Source organism: Fibrella arboris, from assembly GCF_041321095.1.
GTDB classification, from domain to species: Bacteria; Bacteroidota; Bacteroidia; order Cytophagales; family Spirosomataceae; genus Fibrella; species Fibrella arboris.
Map to the genome: position 1 here is coordinate 524,385 of NZ_JBGGWE010000003.1, position 20,279 is coordinate 544,663.

Genomic DNA, 20,279 nt, shown 5'->3' on the forward strand with positions numbered 1-20,279 from the left:
ATCTGCCACAGACGGAATTATGCAAGAAAATTAATTGAAGCAGGTTGTCAGGCTAGTTGCCTGTTGGTGGTGCCCGCAGCCCCGAAGGCGAAACGGCCCGGCATGAAGTGACGCTCGGCTGACCGGGCGATAAACGCTGCCTAACCGGGCGGAATGCCTCAGCCAGTTGGCGCAGCCAGGTACGTTGGCCCGTCGCCTGACTTAGCCGAACGTCGGCGCGCGCATTCCAGTCGGCATACCGGGCAGCCAGCCGTACGGTTGTTTGTCCCTGTTGATGCAGGTAGTGCCGTAGCGCTACGGCCAGGGAAGTCGTTTGCCAGGGAAGAGCGGCCAGCGTCTGTACGTCAGTCAGCGATTGGTGTGTAAAACCGGTCAGGTATACGCCGCCCCGTTTGTCGATCCCGACCGGAATAGCCCCCGCTTCCAGTAGGCGGGCGGCCTCACGCAAATCGGCCGGGCGAAGCGATGGGCAGTCATTGCCAATACAGAGCACCGACGAATAGCCCAGCTCAAGCACGGCCTGAGCAGCCTGCTGAAGTTGGTCCCCAAACGTACCCGTTTGTTGCACAGGCAACTTATGCGACACAAAAACGGGCAGATCGGCCGCCGCACTTTTCGCGAGCGTCAACCGTTCCAGCGCCTGCCATACCAGTTCGGCACGAGCCAGCCTGCTCGATAGCGGTTTGTGCCGCGCCTCCGCTGTCGCTGATCGGGAGAACAATAAAACCGCAACCGAACCCGAAGGCGTGTGCATAAGTGAGAGTTAATCGTGTCCGGAATATAGCTACTACCTACCAGACGGGTTAGTCGGCCATAATTCCGAGTCAACGGAACTGCGCTGCTTACACCTACGGTAAAAACCTGGCAGTAGATTCGGCAAACTGCTTGGGGCCGTTTACTCTATTTCTTCTACCAGCAAATAGGTTACGTATATACTTAACAGTTAATTGATTTGGCACTTTACCCTGCCATTGTATATTTGAGACCAGTAGCTCAAAACATTTGTGTATTGTGTTTAGAGTATTCGTATTATACGGCAAACAGTGTCCGTACCCTTTTGTTCGTATGGCCGCCATTTGTCTGGTAGTTAGCCTATTACCAATGGTCAATATGTTCTGTTGCCGAGCAGTTTGTCGTTGTCTGGTAGACTTATTTCTTTTCTCATGAAAGTTTCCCCGTCAGAGCCTTTTCAAGTCGTTTACTCCCTGCTCGAACATGAATACCTGGGTTATTTGATCGAGGCCTTTGTGGTGCGCCTGAACGGGAAAGGCGAATTGACGCTTCAGACACAAAGCCTCTCTCCACAAAACGTTCGCGAATTCTCGGCGGGTCTCGATGAGCGCGATTTTGAACTGGTCCGGCTTACCGATTACATCTGTCAGGATACGCTGCTTCGGCGTTTCAACACCAAAAAATGGTCGGCTGTCGATTTCTTTCTGCGGACTTATGACCCTCAGAAAGGCGATAAGGTCATGCAGGAAACCATTGCCGAATACGTGCAGCGAACCAAAGGCCAGATTCTGCCGCTCCTGGCTGGCAAACCCATTTTTCTGATGACGAACGATGGCGACCCGGTGGGTGAAGCCGTTACGTTCATGCCCGAACCAGCCCGGGTTTATTTTCATTTCGTCCGGAAAGACGAGTCGACCCACTACTTTCCCATCATTCGCTACCCGCGCGATAAAGAGCTGGTGAAGCCGGGCGAATCGGCCACCGAACGGGTCGAATTTCAGCACCGTAATGCCATGCTGCTGTGCGACGACCCGGCCTGGCTACTGGTTAAAAACAAGCTGTACCATTTTGCCCGGCTCTCGAAAAACGAGGTGTCGGCAGGCATCGAGGTCGACGGGAAAAAGCTGCGTCCGTTCCTGAACAAGCATCATATTGTGATTCCGAAAAGTATGGAAGCGCAGTACTATGAGCGGTTTATCGTGCCTCTCATTGCGCAGTACGACGTTTTTGCCGAAGGGTTTGAGATTCGTACCACCGCGCTGGCTCCCACCCCCATCCTGACCCTGTCTGAACAGGTGAGCAGCCAGCAGCAGGTAGCTTCGTCGCCGACACTGTTTGGCGAAACGCTGATCGCTGAAGCAGACGAAGCCCCCGGTAGCGACGTCATCCTCGACCTGTCGTTTCAGTATGGCGACTTCACATTCCGGTTCAACAGTTTTGCCAGTTCGTATAATGTCAGCCTCGAAAAAGCGGGCGATGAATACATCTTCCACAGGATAAGGCGCGAGCTTAAAACAGAACGCAACCGGTTTACCCAGCTCCGCGAACAAGGGCTGGACCTGCGTAATGGTCAGCTAAAACTACCTAAATCGACCGCCTTTACCTGGCTGACCGACCACCGGCACATGCTCGACGAAACGGGTTTCCAGGTACGTCAGAACGCCAGCGATACACGTCGGTATTTTCTGGGTTATTCAAGCCTGGATATTTCGATTCGTGAAAGCCGCGACTGGTTCGACATTCATGCCAAGGTGCGTTTCGGCGAATTTGAGATCCCGTTTCTTCGCCTGCGCTCGCTGATTCTGGCCCAAAAACGGGAGTTCAGCCTGCCCAATGGCGAAATAGCCGTTATTCCGGAAGCCTGGTTCACCAAGTACGCCGAGCTGGTCGGGTTTATGGAACACCCGCTCACCGACGCCGAGCAAGCCAGCCAATTTAGCGAGCGGCTGGTGTTGCAGAAGCACCATCTCGCGCTGGTGCAGGAACTGAACAACGAGTCGCTGGCCGAAACGGTGATCAGTCGGCGGCTGGAAGGGCTTCGTGAGTTTGAACGGATCGATGAATCGCCGATGCCTACCGGCTTCACCGGTACGTTGCGCCCCTACCAGAAGGCAGGCTACGACTGGATGAACTTTCTGCGGCAGTACCATTTTGGCGGGTGTCTGGCCGACGATATGGGCCTGGGCAAGACCGTGATGACACTGGCCCTGTTGCAGGGACGCAAAGAAGCCAACCGCGACGACACCGGCCGCGCACGGCCCGCCCCTAGCCTGCTGGTGATGCCTACCTCGCTCATCTACAACTGGGAACTGGAAGCCCGACGCTTTACGCCTGACCTGCGCGTGCTGGTGTATACAGGTACGTATCGGGACAAAAACACCGCTCAGTTCGATGAATATGACCTGATTCTGACCTCCTACGGCATTGTCAGGATTGATATCGACCTGCTGAAAACTTACCGGTTCGACTACATCATCATGGACGAATCGCAGGCGATCAAGAACCCCAATTCGCACATTACCAGGGCCGTCATGCAGCTTAATTCAGCCTACCGGCTTATTCTGACCGGTACACCGCTGGAAAATAGCACGATGGACCTCTGGACGCAGATGACCTTCATCAATCCCGGTTTGCTGGGCAGTCAGTCGTTTTTTCGGAACAACTACCAGATACCCATTGAAAAGCGCGGCGACGACCAGAAAATGCAGAAGCTGTACGGGCTGATCAAGCCGTTTATGCTCCGCCGGAATAAAAAACAGGTGGCCACCGATCTGCCCTCGAAAGTAGAAACAGTGCTGTACTGCGACATGACGCCCGAACAGGCAACGACCTACGAAGAGGCTAAATCGTATTACCGCAACCTGATTCTGGACCATATCGAAAAAGACGGGCTGGCCAAATCGCAGATGGTGGTGCTCCAGGGCCTGACCAAACTCCGGCAGATTGCCAATCACCCCCGGCTGGTCGATGCCAGCTACGAAGGCGACTCGGGTAAGCTCGACGATGTGCGCATGCGGCTGGAAATCACCCTGAATGAAGGCCACAAAATTCTGGTATTCAGCCAGTTCATTAAACACCTGGCGGTGATTAAGCAGTACCTGAAAGACAAAAACATCACCTACGCCTACCTCGATGGGTCCAGTACGGATCGTCAGGAGCAGGTGGCTCGTTTCCAGACCGACGAAACCGTACAGCTCTTTCTGATTTCGCTGAAAGCCGGGGGGCTCGGCCATAACCTCACCGCTGCCGATTACGTTTTTCTGCTCGACCCCTGGTGGAACCCCGCTATTGAAGCCCAGGCCATCGACCGGGCTCACCGGATCGGGCAACAAAAACCGGTATTCACCTACAAGTTCATTACGAAGAACAGCGTAGAAGAAAAGATCCTGGCCCTGCAACGCAACAAGCAACGCCTCGCCAGCGAACTCGTCACAACGGAAGAAGGCTTCATGAAGTCGCTGACGAAAGAAGATGTACTGGTCCTGCTGGATTGAGCACCAGGTACATGGCTGGCACGCGGCCGCTCCGCTACTCCCCAGGCCCAGACGCGGTTTGTCCCCTTTCCCCCGGCGCCCTGCCTGCTCTTAACTGGTCCGCTTTTCGTCGCCGACCTGTTGCGGCTCCTCGATGGATAGCTGGCCATTGGTGAAAATAAGCGCACGAGTGCGTCGATCAACGGGCGAAACCGATTCTCTTTAGGGCCTTCCCGTAGCAGAACATGGCCATCAGGGTTGCCGTCAGATAATCCGTTCGTCTCATTTTCTCGATTAGTAGATGATGATCGGGCGGCGCACTATAAATTCGGCCTGGCCGAATGGGTTCGCCGTCGTAAGGATGGGCTACTTCGAGTAGACTACGGCGACTCAGAATGGCCGGAAGCATACTGGTTGCGTAGGCGGCCAGGTGCTGGACAATGAAGATTGGCCCGCCAATAATCGGCCGGGAACTGACCAACTAGCTCCTGAAGCGCATCTACGTCGCCGACCGAAGAGGCGATCACCACAACACCTCGATTCGACATGCAATTAGTACTCTTATCTCTTTACACTTGTATCGGTAAACAATACAGCACTTCCCACTAGACGAGTAAACAGTGAGTACATGTTTTTTTAACCATAAGCGCTAAAAATCCAACGGGTATTTATCCATAGTATTAATAGATTTATAGAATCGGAAACATAGAACGCCGATTCTCTTCTCGACATGCAGTCTAACGTTCAGCTTGATACATCATCTACACCAGCTACCCAGATTCCTATTGTGGCCATTGGCGGTTCGGCAGGTGGGCAGGAAGCCATAACCGATCTACTCAATCATCTGTCTGGTTCAACCGGCTTTGCCTTTGTGTATGTTCAACACTTAAACCCGAGCCATGATAGTTACCTGCCCGACATTCTCAGTCATGCTACGGCCATGCCCGTTGTTGAGGTCACGAACAACCTGCCTGTTCAGCCCAACCATGTCTATATCATGCCCCCTAACCGGGAAATGGAAATTCAGGATGGTGTGCTGACGCTGGCCCCGCGCCTGCGCACGATACATATGCCCATCGACCGGTTTTTCATATCGCTGGCCGAGCGGCAAAAAGCCGGGTCAATCGCTATTCTGCTATCGGGTGTGGCCAGCGATGGTACACTCGGCCTGAAAGCAGTTAAAGTAGCCGGGGGCATCACAATGGCACAAGACGTTACGGCCCAGTTCCAGACCATGCCCAAAGCCGCCATCTCGGGCGGGGTGGTCGATCTGGTCCTGTCGCCCAAAGCAATGGCCGACGAACTGCTGCGGCTTAGCCAGCGGGCCAATACGTTACGCCAAACGGCGGAAGTCAATGAGCTTGACGAGCAGGACGAAGATCAGGATGATCGCTCAGAAAAGGAGGCTAACGACGAAGACATTCGCCCCATCATTCAGCTAATTCACCGGGCTGTAGGGGTCGACTTCAGCCAGTATAAAGTAACGACGATCCGGCGGCGCATCATCCGGCGAATGCTGCTGTACAAGCTCGATACCCTAACGGATTATACCCGGTATCTGCGCGAGCACCCCGCCGAAGCCCGGGTGCTGTACAACGACTTGCTGATCAACGTAACGTCGTTCTTTCGGGATCAGGAAGCCATGGCCTATATGGGTGACGTGTTGCTGCCGCAGCTGATCAAGGCTATGTCGCCACGGGAGCCACTACGGATCTGGGTGCCGGCCTGCTCTACGGGTCAGGAAGCTTATTCGCTGGCAATGCTGTTGCTGGAAGCCATTGGGGAAGGCATAGCCAACCCACCCATTCACATTTTTGCCACCGACCTCAGCGAGCCAGCCATTACCAAAGCAAGGCAGGGCATTTATACCAAAAGCGAGGTAGTCGATGTATCGCCCGGCCGGTTGCAGCGGTTTTTCACCAAAATAGATGATCAATACCGCATTCATAAAACCATCCGTGATTCATGCGTGTTTGCCCCCCACAATCTATTTAAAGATCCGCCTTTTTCCCGGCTCGATCTGATCAGTTGCCGCAATCTGCTGATCTATTTAAACAGTGGCCTGCAACGAAAAGCCTTTTCAGCATTTCATTACGCCCTGAAACCCAATGGGTTTCTGCTCCTGGGAAAATCCGAGACCGTAAGCGCCTCTGCTTCGCTATTTACCGCAGTCGAAAAAAATTACCGGGTGTATTCGCGGCGGAATGACGGTAATACGGTTGTTCCCGGCCAGCTATCAATAGATCGACATGGTGAGCGCATCAGCCCTCACCGGCTACCAACGGAACGGATCGACAGTATGGACAAGAAAGGGTATATGCCTAAAAACTCTGGCAACGACCTCAATAAAGTAGTAGATGGGCTGCTACTCAGCCACTATGTGCCTGCCTCCGTAGTTGTTGATCACGAACTGGAAATTCTTCAGTTCAGAGGGTCTACCGGCCTGTTCCTGGAGCCCGCCCCTGGCAAAGCCAGCCTGAACCTGTTGAAAATGGCCCGGCCGCCACTCGCCTTTGAGCTACGTAATGCAGTACATAAAGCCCATAAATCGGGCGTTCCGGTTCGGAAAACAGGCCTCCTGCTGACCGTTAATGGCCACCTTCACCATGTTTCGATCGAGGCCGTGCCGCTGACAGCCGAAGGCGAATCGCGCCTGTTTCTGGTGCTTTTTTCGGAAGAAGCGATCGTGGCATCGCCTGATAGCGACGCAGAGGGTGTTCGCAGTGATCGCCTCCAGCAACTGGAAAACGAACTGACCATTTTGAGCGAAGACATGCACTCGATCCTTGAGGAAAAAGAAGCCTCCAATGAAGAGTTGCAATCGGCCAATGAAGAGATTGTCAGCAGCAACGAAGAGCTACAGAGCATCAACGAAAAACTGGAGACCAGCAAAGAGGAAATTGAGTCGACCAACGTGGAACTGCTGACGATCAACCAGGAATTACAGCTCCGTAACGATCAGCTCACCGAAGCGTATGGGTACGCAGAAGCCATTTTCGATACCATCTGCGAAGCCACGCTTATTCTCGACAAGGACCTGAGCGTGAAGTCGGCGAACCAGGCGTTCTATTCCATATTCAAGGTCAGTCAGGAAGAAACGCTCGGGAAACTCCTGTACGAACTTGGCAACCGGCAGTGGGACATTCCTCAGCTGCGGCAGTTACTCAGCAGCGTGATCACGCAACGCGCTAATATTCAGTCGTATGAAGTCATACACACGTTTCCCGGCATTGGCGAGAAAGTAATGCGCCTCAATGCCCGCAAGGTCGTGCAGCATCAGCGGCAGGAAGCCGTATTGCTGGCCATTGACGATATCAGCGACCACCGCCGGGCACAGCGCCTGCTGGAAGAACGGCAGGCCTGGTTCCGCGACCTGATGGACAATGCCCCCACGCTCGTGTGGGTGGCTTCATCGGAGGTCACCTTCACGTTTGTGAACCGGGCCTGGCTGGAGTTCACCGGCTCATCGGCCGGCGATGTACTTGGGCAGTCGCTCGCGCTCAATGTTCACCCCGACGACCACGACACGTACCTGGCCGTTTACGCCACGAATTTCCTGCGTCGGCAGCCATTCAGTACTGAACTCAGACTACAGCGGCAGGATGGCGAATACCGCTGGATGCTCACCAATGCCCGCCCGCAATATGGACCCGATGGCAGTTTTGTGGGGTATATCGGCACCAGCCAGGAGATACATTTGCAGAAAACGCTGAACCAGGAGTTGGATATGCGGGTACAGCAACGTACCCGGCAATGGGCCGACGCCAACGCCCGGCTCGAACAGGCTAACCGCGACCTCCAGCAAAACGCCGACCGGCTCCAAAGCCTGATCAATAGTATACCGGCCAGCATCACTATGCTGGACGTTATCCGCAACGAAAACGGCGATCCGGTCGATTTTGTCATCTCTGCTTTCAACGACTCGGCGCTGGCTATACCCACGCGGTCGGCAAAGGATATGCAGCGCCGTACGGTACTGGAAAATTACCCGGATCTGCACGCCAACGGCCTTTTCGATAAATACATCCAGGTGCTCAACTCCGGCGAATCAGTCTATGAAGAACGGGAGTTTGCCCAGCCGGCGCCCGGCTGTTACGCCTACTTCATTACCCGGCAAATAGATGCCAATGGCCTTGTGGTCACCATACTGGACATTACCGGCCGTAAGAATGCCGAAGCGCAGGTACGTCAGACGGCCGACAGCCTACAGGCCGTTCTCGACAGTTCGCCCGCTTCGATCGGGCTGCTAAAGGCCAGCAGAAATGAGCGAAATGAAGTGATTGATTTCACCTTATCGGCCTGTAATCAAAAGTTTGAGGAGCTGGTCGAAAGATCGTCGGCCGATTTGCTGGGTACGTCTGTCAACAACGTTGCCGACCTATTCTGGCAAGCCGACACCGTCAACACGCTTCTGTACATACTAACCACAAAAGAACCTTTGTATGAGGAGCGTCATGTGGTGCAGCCGGGTTCGGATCGCTGGCTGGCCCTGTCGCTGAGCAAACATGACGACGGTGTGGTGAGCATGGTCCTCGACATTACGGCCTTAAAGGAGGCTGAGCAACAGAAAGTTTCCTGGCTACAGGAACTGGACCGGTCAGACGAGATGCTCCAGTCGCTGGAAGCTATGCGGGAGCACATCCGCCAGCGGGGCGAGTTTTTACGGGCTACTTCCCACGACCTTCGCGGTAGTTTCGGCGTTATTGAAGGGGCTGCGTCGCTCCTCAACGAGATGGACACGAAAGAGGAACGCGCCGAAATGCTGGCCATGCTTCAACGAAACCTGCGGCAGGTAACCCAGATGTTAACCCAACTGCTGGATTACTCCAGGCTGGAATCTGGCCAGGAGCAATTTAAGGCTGGTTCATTTGATGTTACCACCGTGTTACGCGAACTCATCGCCGGCCTTCAGTCTGTGGCTACCGAAAAGCAGCTCGTGCTGCTCGGCGAAGGCGAGGAGGCATTAATCGTAAACGGCGACGTAGTTAAGTTCAGCCGAATTGCGCAGAACCTGGTGCTCAACGCGCTGAAATACACCAGAACCGGGAGCGTAAGTGTGCAATGGGGACCAGGCGATACCGATGCCAGCTGGCAGTTCATCGTTCGTGATACCGGTCCTGGGCTCCCGCCCGCCCTGATTTCTATGCTGACGGCACCACCCGATAGCAAGCAGGCACCTAAAACAGGCGTCGACAACCAGGATGGCATTCCCACCTCGACTTCCGGCGAAGGAATTGGTCTGTTTATCGTGAAGCGGCTGTGCGATCTGCTTGGTGGCCGGCTATCGGTAACAAGCGATCCCGACAAGGGCACCGAGATTCAGGTTGACTTGCCCCGCCAGTACCCAGGAGTGTGACGTGTCCATCCTGAGCCTGCCTGCTGTCGCGCGCTGTTGCCTTCGCCACCCCCTTCGACTAACCGGCGGCCATAAAGCGCGACAGCAGCCCACTACGCCAACTCCTTTTCAGGATACCGCCACTTTCTTTTTACGGCGTTCGTAGACGGTCATCAGGAAAGCGGGGAGCAGCACCAGGTTGGAGGTCATGCCCATCAGCAGGGTGATCGATACCAGAATACCCAGCGACACCGTTCCCTGAAACGTAGATGCCGTAAAGATGGCGAACCCGGCGAACAGGATAAACGCCGTGTAGACCATGCTGACACCTGTTTGCCGGATGGTACGCGAAACGGCCTCGCCCACGCCGGCCCCGTGCCGCAGCTCGTCGCGGTACTTGGTCACGAAATAGATCGTTCCGTCAGATGATAGGCCGAAGGCAATGCTGAAGATCAGGATGGTCGACGGTTTCAGGTTGATGCCGAAATAGCCCATCAGCCCCGCCGTGACCAGCAGGGGCACCACACTGGGTAAAATGGCGATCAGGCTCAACCGCACATCGCGCAGGAGAATGATCAGGATGATCGACACCAGGAAAATGGCCAGCAGCGTGCTCTCGGCCAGGTTGCGAAGCAGGTATTCGTTCCCCCGCGTAAACACTACGCTGTTGCCCGTCAGTTTAACCACGTACCTGTCGGCGGCCGGCACGAACGTACCTGACTCACGGTCGAAATTGAAGAGCGAATCGGCGCGGGGTTGCAGCAGGTCGATCAGTTCGCGAAGGCGGGCCGTGCCCACGTCGGCTACCTGGAAGCTGACCCGCGTAAACTGCCGCGTTGAATCGACGTAAGCGGCCAGACTTACCGATCCTTTGCGCGACGTGCCATTGCCCATCTGGCCGGTGTAGCGTTGCAGCTTGGCCATTTCCAGCGCGGGGGGTAAAATGTAATAACGCGGCTCGCCACCCCGATAGCCCTGATAAAAGAACTTCACCGCCTCCACCACCGACAGCGGCCGGGCAAACTCGGGATGCTGGGCAAACTCCCGTTGCAGTAACCGGATTTTAGTCAGCGTCTGCGGTGTCAGTACCCGCCCCGGCCGCCCGGCATCAATGCTCACCTCGAACGGCAACACGCCGTGGTACGCTTTCTCGAAGTATTTCAGATCGGTATAGATCGGGTCGTTTTTGGGCAGGTCGTCCACAACGTACCCAACGGCTTTGATCAGGCTCATGCCGATAACCCCAACCACGGCACAAACGCCCACAAACGTGTAGATAGCCAACCGGCGGGTTTGCACCAGCGTATCGACCCAGACCAGAAAGCGCGTCAGAACAGGGCTGTCGAGGTGGCCGCGCTGTTTTTCTGACGGCTCGGGCATATAGCTGAACACGATCGGTATCAGGATCAGTGAAGTAACGTAGGTGCTCATGATGCCCAGCGCAGCGACAAGGCCAAATTCGAGCAGCAGCGGGCTGTTGGTGAAATAGAAAACAAAGAAACCGATTGACGTGGTCACATTGGCGAAGAACGTAGTTTCGCCCACTTTAGCCGTTGCCAGGGCCAGCGACTCGTTCTTCGAGCGCCCCCTGTTCAGTTCGTCGTGATACCGATTAAGCAGGAAAATGGCATTTGGTACACCGATCACGATGATCAGCGGCGGAATCAGCCCCGACAGGATGGTAATGGTGTAGCCGAAGAGCACAATGTAGCCCACCGCCCAAATTACACCTACCATCACCACCGCCATGGCAATACCCACCACCGACAGCGACCGAAAGAAGAAGAGCAGGATCACCGCTGTAACGACAAAGGCGAGGCACATGAACAGGATCAGCTCGTTGCTCACCTTTGCCGTGAATTCGGTTCGGATGTAAGGCAACCCCGACAGGTGCATGATCGTGTTGTGTTGCTTTCCGAACGCGTCGACCAGTTTTTCCACTTCCCGGACGGTGGCGATGCGTCCCCGTGTGTTCAGCTTTTTCTGATCAAAGGAAACAGCCATCAGGTGATCCCGGCCCGATGACTCGCCAGACTGGGCGGTGACCAGCCCCTGATAGAACGGCAGCCGGCTGATGCTGGCTTTCAGGCTGTCGGCCTGGGCCTGGGTTTGAATGGGTTTATCGATCAGCGGCCGAAACGAAAACTTGTCGGTGCTGTCGTTGAGGGTAATCGTATACAGACCCGCGTTTGATACCACATCGCGGATCCCGTCGATCTGTTTGATCTGTTTGTTGAGGGCCTGCCAGTCGCGGAAATAGGCAAGCTGGTACATCGAATCGGTTTCGGCACCAATCACCATGACGTTACCATCTTCGCCAAACCGGGCTTTAAAGGCCTCGTAGGTGGCGTAGTCGGGGTCAGTAGTGGGCAGGATTTTGGCAAACTCATAGGAGAGTTTCACCCGGGCGGCCTGAAAGCCCATGAAAACGGTTGCCAGCAGAATAAAGGCCAGTAACAGCCGCCGATTAGCGAGGATGAAGAGCGATATACGGGTCCAGATCATGGAGAAACGGGAAGCAAACGAAGCCGCAAGGTAGCCAAAACCAGCCGTGTTTACCTTAAAAACGGGTTAGTTCACCCCGCTGCTGCCGCAACGGTGCTTGTTTTCAGCGCGTATACTCAGGTAAAAAAACGGAGTTACCTGCCAACCGACCTATCATGACCAAGACTGATCTGATCGACCGAAATATGTTCCTGAAGAAGCTGGGTTTCAGCAGCGCCGCCTTGCTTGCCACGGCCTGCCTTGGGGCCTGTTCAACCGCCGACACCACGGTGGCCCCGCTCGCCAGCGATATCGTGCTCGACCTCACGGCAACCAGTAATGCAGCCCTGAAAACAAACGGTGGGTACGTTGTTTTGACCAGCCAGCATGTTGTAGTTGCCCGAACCAATACGGGCACCTATGCCGCGGTAACGCTCATTTGCAGTCACGAAGGTCAGCAGCAGATCACCTACCGCACGTCTGAATTTTATTGCACTGCCCACGGCGCCCGTTACGACAACAATGGCGTTGGCCTGAATAGCGAAGGCAGTAAAGGCATCAAATCATACGCCACCGTCCTCAGCGGTACGACGTTAACCATCAAGGCAGGTTGAAGGGGAATGGCTTCTTGCTGCAGGTTGCTTACAGCAAGAAGCCATCAAAGAATGCTACTTATCCAGCACCACCGTACCCGCTACCACGTAGTTGCCTTTTTCGGTGCGGAGGCTGTACACCGTTGTAGCACGGCCAGTGCTGCCGGTGCGGACTACCCGGGCTGGGTACGTTACCCCATTGTCATGGCGATAAACCAGCTCACCAACGGCTATGTCGCCAAGGGGTTTCCGGCCAGCAGCTGTCAGGACCGGGTGGTTGGCGGTGGCTTCGAGCAGTTGCGCAGGCGAGGGCATGAAGACTGTGCTGGCCGTTAGTTCGTCGGTCGGTACGGTCCAGATGCCGACCAGGGTTGTTTCAGTGGCCATCGGGTGGGTATTCAGCGCCGTTACGCGGGTGCTCCCTACGGTCTTCGTCGCGGCATCATAGCTCATCACCAGGTCGCCTTCGCGCACATCGACAATGGCTTGCTGAGTTCCATCGGCAAGGGTCACGAGCGACTGTGGACCGAAACAGAAGTTATATTCTTCTTTTTTCTTGGCGCCGCCCTCTTCCGTTTTACCAGCACCACCACTCATCAGTGTGGCCATTTCCCGGCTCAATACAAAGGCCAGCGCAGGCATTAGCCCCGGCTCTTTTTCGCCCACGTACTTCATGTCATCGAGGTAGGCATCCCAGGCTTTGGGCTCGCCAGTAGCCCCCGGCATCACGAACGATTTCAGCTCGTTGGTCTTGCCGTTCTGATAAATAGCCAGCAGACCAAGCTCTTTCGTATCGGCCGCTGAATACACTTTATACAGGTAGATCTTTCGCTTGATGCCATCGCTGTAGTTGAATACGTAGGCGGGCCTGTCTTCGTAGCGTTCCAGAATAAAGCCGCCCGATTTTACGTACGTGTCTTTCTCAAGATTGGCAATCTTTAACGCTTTCAGCGCTGTTGCCTGTTCGGCCGTTAACGTACCCGGCGTGGTCGCCTGCGCCATGACTCGCTGCGCAAAAAAGCTTGTTACTACGGCCGTAGCCAGGAAAAAGAGATACGGAAGTAAACGTTTCATAAGTTTAGTTTTAATCAGGTTGAATACTTTTTCGTTTACTGTTTACAGTCTACTGTTTTCTGTTGCGCTGCTGACTAACAATGTGGTAGATAAGCGGCGCAACAGAAAACAGTAGACTGTAAACAGCAGACAGCCTTTATAATTTTCCCACCCGGTCGTGCAGGGCCGTTACCGTTCGGCGGGCCGACGTGAGGGCACCGGCCATCCAGGCGGTCAGGTACGTGGTATGTTCACCAGCAAAGTAGATCGGGCCATCGGGTTCGAGCAGCGCAGTGTATTGCTTGCGGCGGGTAGCGTCGTCGTATGTAGCCCAGCCACCACCTGAATACGGAATACGGTGCCACGCCAGCGAGAAGGCATTTTCAAATTCCGTATCGTATTGCGGGTGAATCTTGCGGCCCTGTTCCAGCGCTATCTTCTGCCGATCAGCTACGGGCAAGGCCCCCACGGCTTCGGCCCGGCTATAGAAATTGTAATAGCCGATCAGCACGCCCTTTGGCTTCTGGAAACCGAACGACGGATACCAGATCTGGTTGATATCCTGATTGGTTCGCGAGATGCCGCCATAGATACCATCCTCTTCTTCCCAGAACCGCCGCTTGAATTGCAGGCCAATCTTCCCAGTCTTGATGTACGGCACAAAATCGGCCGCACGCTGCACCGGGCCCGACAGATCAGACTGGATGCTTTTCAACACCGGCAGCGGTAAGGTACACACGCAGAATTCGGCCTGCAATTCAGTTGGCTTGCCGTTTTTCTGATAGATAACCCGCACGCCATTCTCCGTTTTGCGCAATTCCGTAACGGGCGAATTGAACTGAATCTTGCCGGCCAGTTTCTTCTCGAAGGCTTTCGGAATGGCATCCATCCCGCCAACGGGCTGCAACAGCGTGGTTTGCTGCTCGTAGATGTAATCGCCCACGTTGTAGAAAACAGGCTGCATAAACCCGGACCGCAGTATATCGGTCAGGCCATACGGGTCATTAACCGAACCCATCGACGTACCTGCGCCGGGTTCGCTTTTGTAGCCACGCCGGTTGGTGCCTTTATACAGATGCGCCGTGTTGAGGTCGCCTTCGTTTTTCAGGAAATCGACCAGCTTTTCAACGTCTTCTTTGGTCAACTGCTGATCGAGCGCCCCCTGATCGAGCGATTTGGCGAGCAGTTCGGCCGTGTAGCCGCGCATGTCGTTGTGGTACTCCTTGATGCGGATGCGCCGGTTGGCAAAAGGGCCGGTTCCACCATCATTGAAGAGATAGGCCGCTTCATTGTTCCCGTTGAAGATCTCCAGCGGCACGCCCAGCTCGCGGCAGTATTGCAACGTGAGCTGATGATGGTGCGGAATACGGGCCGCCCCGCCGTTGAAATAATAGCCGTCGTCGAACCGGCAGGTCTGGGGCGTTCCGTCGATTTCGGTTTCGGCCGTACCACCCCGAACGGTCCATACGCGGCCTCCGGAACGGTTCCGGGCTTCCAGAATGGTGCAGTCATAGCCCAGTTTACCCAATTCCCAGGCAGTAGCCATACCAGCCAGACCGGCCCCCAGAATCACCACTTTCCGACCGGCTACCTGGCCTGTTTTCGCGTCGGTAACGGAGCCGTTGGCGGGTAAAGTAAATGCTTCAGCAGGTGCCGGCGCTAGTAGTCCCCACGCTAACAGCGACGCATAACTGGCTGATGTTGAATTGATGAAGTCACGTCTGGTCATAACAAATGGAGGAAGGAGGAAAGGGAGAATGAAGAGAGGGAAGTAAGGCTCAAGCCTTTAGGGCAAGCGAAGCACCTCTTCCTTTCCTCCTTCCTCCATTCCTCCCTTTTATCCCACAACTTTCTTGAAGGCATCGATGAAGGTTTCCATTTCGGCCTGCGTACCGATGCTGACGCGGCAATAGGGTTGCTTGTCGATCTCGCGGGTTTGAATGCCTACGCCCTGGCCAAACATTTGCCCTTCAAACGCTTTTGTTTTCATCTTGATCGGAAACAGAATGAAGTTGGCGTACGACGGAATGGGCTCGTAGCCAAGGCCTTTCAGGGCCTTCATGGTATAGTCGCGGGCTTTGGTATTCTCGGTACGGCAATACGTTTGCCAGGCCTGGTCCTGGTAGCTGGCAATGCCACCCATCAGCGTGGTGATGCTCACGGCAAATTCGCCGTTGGTGAATGGCTTCAGCAATTGCAGCGTTTTAGGCTGGGCCATCACGTACCCAAGACGAAGACCCGCGAAACCGTGAATTTTTGAGAAGGTACGGGCCAGAATAACGTCGAGTCCGTCGGCAATCAGTTTGCCCAACATGGGCCGGTCGGCTGGTTCGAGGAAGTCGATGTAGGCTTCGTCGATAAAGACGGGAACGGTGGGGGCCACGTCGCGACAGAACTGCGCCAGTTCGGCGGGTGGCACGATGGTTCCGGTCGGGTTGTTTGGGTTCACGATGTAGACCATCGAGAGGCCCGGCGTGCTGAGCGCCTTGGCTTTCAGGGCAGCCAGATCGTAGCCCAGACCAGCCGTGGCGGGCACGGTCAAAATCTGCCCTTTCATAGCGGTGGCCCGTTCCAGCAGATCGTCGTAGGTGGGCCGGCAGGTCAGGATCGGCCCTTTCTGCGAATAGTAGGCGGCACCCGCCATCAGCACGTCCGACGAGCCGGGCGTGATCAGAATAGTTCGCGCTGTCACCCCTTCAGCCTGCGCAATCATTGTTTTCAACTGCGCAAACTCCATCCAGGCATAGCGGTTACCGATAGCCGTTGCTTTGTTCAGGGCTTCTTTGGCGCTGGTGGCAATGCCATACGGGTTTTCGTTGGCAAACAATCGTGCTTTCAGGGTGGGCATCGTATCGGGCGGCAGCGTGTTCAGCGGCGCAAATTCGTTGAATAGCCGCTGCTCGGCGGCGACCGATTCAGGAATAAATTCGGCCTTTGCTTCCTGCCAGCGGCTAAGACCCAGCCCGGCAGTGACTAATCCAGCTGAACGAAGCCAGCTACGACGGTTGATGACGTGTGACATATTCTGTAAAAATTGATTATTCGAATAGAATATTTTGATTATCAGCGATAACAGATGAGCAAACCGGGCAAAAACAAATCTACGAAAAATTGGGGAGGAAAGGGAGAGAGGGAGGAAAGGAGGAAGGGGAGGAAGGGGAGAATGAAAGAAGGGTAATGCCTCGATTGTAGTGAACAGCGCTTTATTCTTTCCGTTCTTGCTTTCTTGCCCTTCCTCCTTTCCTCCCTTCCTCCCTTCCTCCCTTCCTCCTTTCCTCCCTTTCCTCCCTTTCCTCCCTTTCCTCCCTTTCCTCCCTTTCCTCCCTTTCCTCCCCTTCCTCCTTTCCTCCCCTTCCTCCCTTCCTCCCTTCCTCCCTTCCTCCCTTCCTCCTTTCCTCCCCTTCCTCCTTTCCCCCCCTTCCCCTACCTTCGTGGCCATGAAACGCCTGAAAAAAATGCTCATCTACTTCGTTATTATCTTGCTTGTCCTGGCCGTTGGCGTTTGGGGGTTTATGCAAACGGCACCGTTCGGCGCTGCTTCGTCTGGCGACCGCCTGGCCCGCGTCAAATTATCCAAGAACTACCGCGATGGAGCGTTTCAAAACGTTGAACCAACCGATGTGATGCGTCGGGGGGCGTCGTATATGCAATTGATGCTGGATAACCTTCGCAAACCCGCCGATGTGGAACCGACCTACCCGCTACCAGCTGTGCAAACGAACCTGAACGACATACCTGCGTCAGGTACGTCGGTGGTTTGGTTTGGGCATTCATCCTATCTGATCAAGTCGGAAGGTGTCACGCTCCTGATCGATCCGGTGCTGAGCGGGTATGCCTCGCCAGTATCCATTTTCGGTAAAGCGTTTCCGGGCACCAGCACCTATACCGCCGCCAGTATGCCAAAAATCGACGTGCTGGTCTTGAGCCACGACCATTACGATCACCTCGACTACCAAACCGTGGTGGCCCTGCGCGACAAGGTTAGCCGCGTGGTGGTTCCGCTGGGTGTCGGTGCCCACTTCGAACGCTGGGGTTACGACCCCACCCGCATTACCGAGCTCGACTGGACCGAGGCCGTAACCATCAGCGAAGGATTCTCGCTCACGGCCGTACCTGCCCGCCACTTTTCGGGCCGTGGTTTTAAGCGGGGTGGCTCGCTCTGGAGCGCGTATGTACTCGACCTGAACAACCAGCGCATCTTTCTGGGTGGCGATTCAGGCTACGGTCCCCATTTCAAAACCATTGGTGAGCAGTATGGCCCGTTCGATCTGGCCATGCTCGAATGTGGCCAATATGGACGTGACTGGCCCACTATCCATATGTTTCCGAATGAGGTGGCGCAGGCGGCCCGCGACCTGCACACGAAGGTGTTGCTGCCCGTTCACTGGGCCAAGTTTGCGCTGGCGCTTCACCCCTGGCGTGAACCGATCCGGCAATTAACAGAGGCCATTACCCCTGCTGATTCATTTACGTTAACCACACCCCGCATTGGTGAACCGGTGATGCTCAACCAACCATTGCCCAACAGCCGCTGGTGGGAAACGGTTGGGAAATAAATCACTGTTCAGCAAGCAGGTGCTGGTTATACCGCTCCACCACCTGGCGGGTCGTTTTATCAGCTACCCGGCCCAGGGTGAAGGATACGGCCAGGCCAGTCAGGGCGTAATAAACAAACGGATTGGTTGGGCCAACCCGCCGGCCAGACGCCTGTAACGCTACTCGTGTCAGGTAATAGGTGCTTAAGAAAGAAGCTGAAAGGGCACCAACTACACCAGCCACACCCCGCACAACCCGGTTCTGACGTACTCCTTCCGTGATGAACGGATCGTTCAATGACTGCATCGCCGCTCGTAGTTGCAATTCGGGTGCAACCTGAATACCCCGATACATATATCGACTGGTCAATAGTCGCCGCTTAACGCCAAGCGTATCAGCCGCGGTGAGCGTCAACTCATTACCCGTCGGGCGCGGTCTCGCGTAGGCGGCTTCATTGCCAGTCACCAGCAAATTATGGCGCTGAACAGCCCGGTGCATGGTACCTGGCGCAGAAAGACGGGCAACGTACCCGGTAAGAAGGGCAGCAGCGCTACCTACTGCAAGCGCACCTGCCCATTCAGGATTCGTTACCGGATTCGCCTTGATTGCCCCTACGATCAGGCCGTAGCTCCCTAAGAAAAGAGGAAAAGGCAGGATGTACCGGCGGCGGGCACGAGACAGCAACCGGGTAGTTACCGAATCGGTCGGCTGACGTAGCAGTGGGGTTAGCTGTACACCGGATAGCCGGGTGGCCGCCCGATATGAGTAATAATAATCGGTTATAAAAAATACCCGTTGCTGATGAATGCCAATCGTATCTGTTGCCGGCAGGCTATCGATTGGCGATTGGGCCATGACCGATGTAGTGAAGTGCAGACCAGCAGCGATGAGGGTGTGTATGAAGTGCGCCACGAATACCGACAAGTTAGTTGGTTATACCTAACGCCTGTAACGCAACTCTACCCCGTTTCGGTATAGTCTGCGCAGGCTGGGAATTAACCGTGAGCAGTTGACGGTTATCAGTTACCAATGAACAGGTATCAGGGTAGCCTGGGTACGTTACCCGTCGGTGCTGACACCTGTTCATCGATAACTGATAACTGTTCATGGCTACTCTTCTCGAATTGGTTGGCAATACGCCTCTAGTTGAACTTAACCGACTGAATACCAGTAAAAAAGTAAAATTATACGGTAAGCTCGAAGGCAATAACCCTGGCGGAAGCGTGAAAGACCGCGCCGCCTACAGCATGATTCGCGGCTTTATTGATCGGGGCGACTGGCAACCGGGCATGAAGCTGATCGAGGCCACGAGCGGGAATACCGGCATTGCCCTGGCCATGATTGCCCGCCTGTTCAACATCGAGATCGAGCTGGCGCTACCGGCCAATTCCACCAAAGAGCGGGTGCAGACCATGGAAGCTTTCGGCGCAAAAGTGACGCTGACGGAGACCATCGAAGCCGGTCGCGATTATGTGGAAGCGAAAGCGGCTACCGGCGGGTTTTTGCTGGTGAACCAGTTTGCCAACCCCGATAATTACCTGGCCCACTACCGCACCACCGGCCCCGAGATCTGGCGCGACACCGACGGGAAGATCACGCATTTCGTGGCGTCGATGGGCACTACGGGCACGATCATGGGTACATCCCGTTTTCTGAAAGAGCAGAACCCGACTGTGCAGATCATTGGTTGCCAGCCTACCGACGGCTCATCGATTCCCGGTATTCGGAAATGGCCAACGGAATACCTGCCCAAGATCTTCGACCCGAAACGCGTTGACCGGACCATGGAGGTCTCGCAGGAACAAGCCACACAGATGACCCGCGATCTCGCCCGCGTTGAAGGTGTCTTTGCCGGTATGAGCAGCGGGGGTGGTGTACACGCCGCCCTCCGCCTCATCGATGAACTGGAAGCAGCCGGACAGTCCGACGGAGCCGTGATCGTCTGCATCATCTGCGACCGCGGCGACCGCTACCTGTCATCGGGCCTGTTTCAATAGAACTGTCATTAAGTGGTCATTGTGCTACGCGTCATGAGGTGATCAATGATAGCGTAGCACAATGACCACTTAATGA

Annotated in this window: 14 protein-coding genes; 5 read left to right on the forward strand and 9 right to left on the reverse strand. The window is 55.1% G+C overall.

Annotated features, from left to right (window positions below; genetic code table 11):
- Window positions 1-52: 52 nt before the first annotated feature.
- Window positions 53-754: a DUF2064 domain-containing protein gene (locus ACAW75_RS07280; RefSeq protein WP_370728025.1), complete on the reverse strand. Its 702-nt coding sequence runs from the start codon at window positions 752-754 to the stop codon at window positions 53-55.
- Window positions 755-1,163: 409 nt separating this feature from the next.
- Here ACAW75_RS07280 and ACAW75_RS07285 point away from each other — a divergent pair, with 409 nt between their 5' ends.
- Complete coding sequence (locus ACAW75_RS07285) at window positions 1,164-4,226, forward strand: DEAD/DEAH box helicase (RefSeq protein ID WP_370728026.1); 3,063 nt, start codon at window positions 1,164-1,166, stop codon at window positions 4,224-4,226.
- A gap of 178 nt (window positions 4,227-4,404) precedes the next feature.
- Here the strand turns inward: ACAW75_RS07285 and ACAW75_RS07290 are convergent, their stop codons facing one another.
- Both ACAW75_RS07290 and ACAW75_RS07295 read right to left on the reverse strand, forming a co-directional pair.
- Entirely contained in the window at window positions 4,405-4,614 is a 210-nt protein-coding gene (locus ACAW75_RS07290; protein WP_370728027.1) for a chemotaxis protein CheB, read from the reverse strand.
- Complete coding sequence (locus ACAW75_RS07295) at window positions 4,586-4,753, reverse strand: hypothetical protein (protein WP_370728028.1); 168 nt, start codon at window positions 4,751-4,753, stop codon at window positions 4,586-4,588. Before ACAW75_RS07295 ends, ACAW75_RS07290 begins: the two co-directional genes overlap by 29 nt.
- Window positions 4,754-4,935: 182 nt before the next feature.
- Between ACAW75_RS07295 and ACAW75_RS07300 the strand changes: the two genes are divergently transcribed.
- Complete coding sequence (locus tag ACAW75_RS07300) at window positions 4,936-9,561, forward strand: CheR family methyltransferase (protein ID WP_370728029.1); 4,626 nt, start codon at window positions 4,936-4,938, stop codon at window positions 9,559-9,561.
- A gap of 108 nt (window positions 9,562-9,669) precedes the next feature.
- On the opposite strand, the gene ACAW75_RS07305 is transcribed toward ACAW75_RS07300, so the two are convergent.
- Window positions 9,670-12,045 (reverse strand): efflux RND transporter permease subunit, encoded by a 2,376-nt coding sequence (locus tag ACAW75_RS07305; protein ID WP_370728030.1) that lies wholly within the window; start codon window positions 12,043-12,045, stop codon window positions 9,670-9,672.
- A gap of 155 nt (window positions 12,046-12,200) precedes the next feature.
- Here ACAW75_RS07305 and ACAW75_RS07310 point away from each other — a divergent pair, with 155 nt between their 5' ends.
- Window positions 12,201-12,638 carry a Rieske 2Fe-2S domain-containing protein gene (locus ACAW75_RS07310; RefSeq protein ID WP_370728031.1) on the forward strand — a complete coding sequence of 146 codons (438 nt, stop codon included), beginning with the start codon at window positions 12,201-12,203 and terminating at the stop codon, window positions 12,636-12,638.
- A gap of 54 nt (window positions 12,639-12,692) precedes the next feature.
- Here ACAW75_RS07310 and ACAW75_RS07315 read toward each other — a convergent pair whose 3' ends face one another.
- The 4 genes from ACAW75_RS07315 to ACAW75_RS07330 form a co-directional block, all read right to left on the reverse strand.
- Window positions 12,693-13,691: a Hint domain-containing protein gene (locus ACAW75_RS07315; protein ID WP_370728032.1), complete on the reverse strand. Its 999-nt coding sequence runs from the start codon at window positions 13,689-13,691 to the stop codon at window positions 12,693-12,695.
- A 136-nt stretch (window positions 13,692-13,827) separates the two neighbouring features.
- Window positions 13,828-15,399, reverse strand: a complete 1,572-nt coding sequence (locus ACAW75_RS07320) for a flavin monoamine oxidase family protein (protein ID WP_370728033.1) — start codon at window positions 15,397-15,399, stop codon at window positions 13,828-13,830.
- 108 nt (window positions 15,400-15,507) lie between these two features.
- Complete coding sequence (locus tag ACAW75_RS07325) at window positions 15,508-16,692, reverse strand: pyridoxal phosphate-dependent aminotransferase (RefSeq protein WP_370728034.1); 1,185 nt, start codon at window positions 16,690-16,692, stop codon at window positions 15,508-15,510.
- A 181-nt stretch (window positions 16,693-16,873) separates the two neighbouring features.
- Window positions 16,874-17,188 carry a hypothetical protein gene (locus tag ACAW75_RS07330; RefSeq protein WP_370728035.1) on the reverse strand — a complete coding sequence of 105 codons (315 nt, stop codon included), beginning with the start codon at window positions 17,186-17,188 and terminating at the stop codon, window positions 16,874-16,876.
- On the opposite strand from ACAW75_RS07330, the gene ACAW75_RS07335 reads away from it, so the two are divergent.
- Complete coding sequence (locus ACAW75_RS07335) at window positions 17,183-18,226, forward strand: MBL fold metallo-hydrolase (RefSeq protein WP_370728036.1); 1,044 nt, start codon at window positions 17,183-17,185, stop codon at window positions 18,224-18,226. The two genes, ACAW75_RS07330 and ACAW75_RS07335, sit on opposite strands and share 6 nt — an antisense overlap.
- Before the next feature lies 1 nt (window position 18,227).
- On the opposite strand, the gene ACAW75_RS07340 is transcribed toward ACAW75_RS07335, so the two are convergent.
- Window positions 18,228-19,118 (reverse strand): hypothetical protein, encoded by an 891-nt coding sequence (locus ACAW75_RS07340; RefSeq protein WP_370728037.1) that lies wholly within the window; start codon window positions 19,116-19,118, stop codon window positions 18,228-18,230.
- A 194-nt stretch (window positions 19,119-19,312) separates the two neighbouring features.
- Between ACAW75_RS07340 and cysM the strand changes: the two genes are divergently transcribed.
- Window positions 19,313-20,203, forward strand: a complete 891-nt coding sequence (gene cysM, locus ACAW75_RS07345; protein ID WP_370728038.1) for a cysteine synthase CysM — start codon at window positions 19,313-19,315, stop codon at window positions 20,201-20,203.
- Window positions 20,204-20,279: the final 76 nt, after the last annotated feature.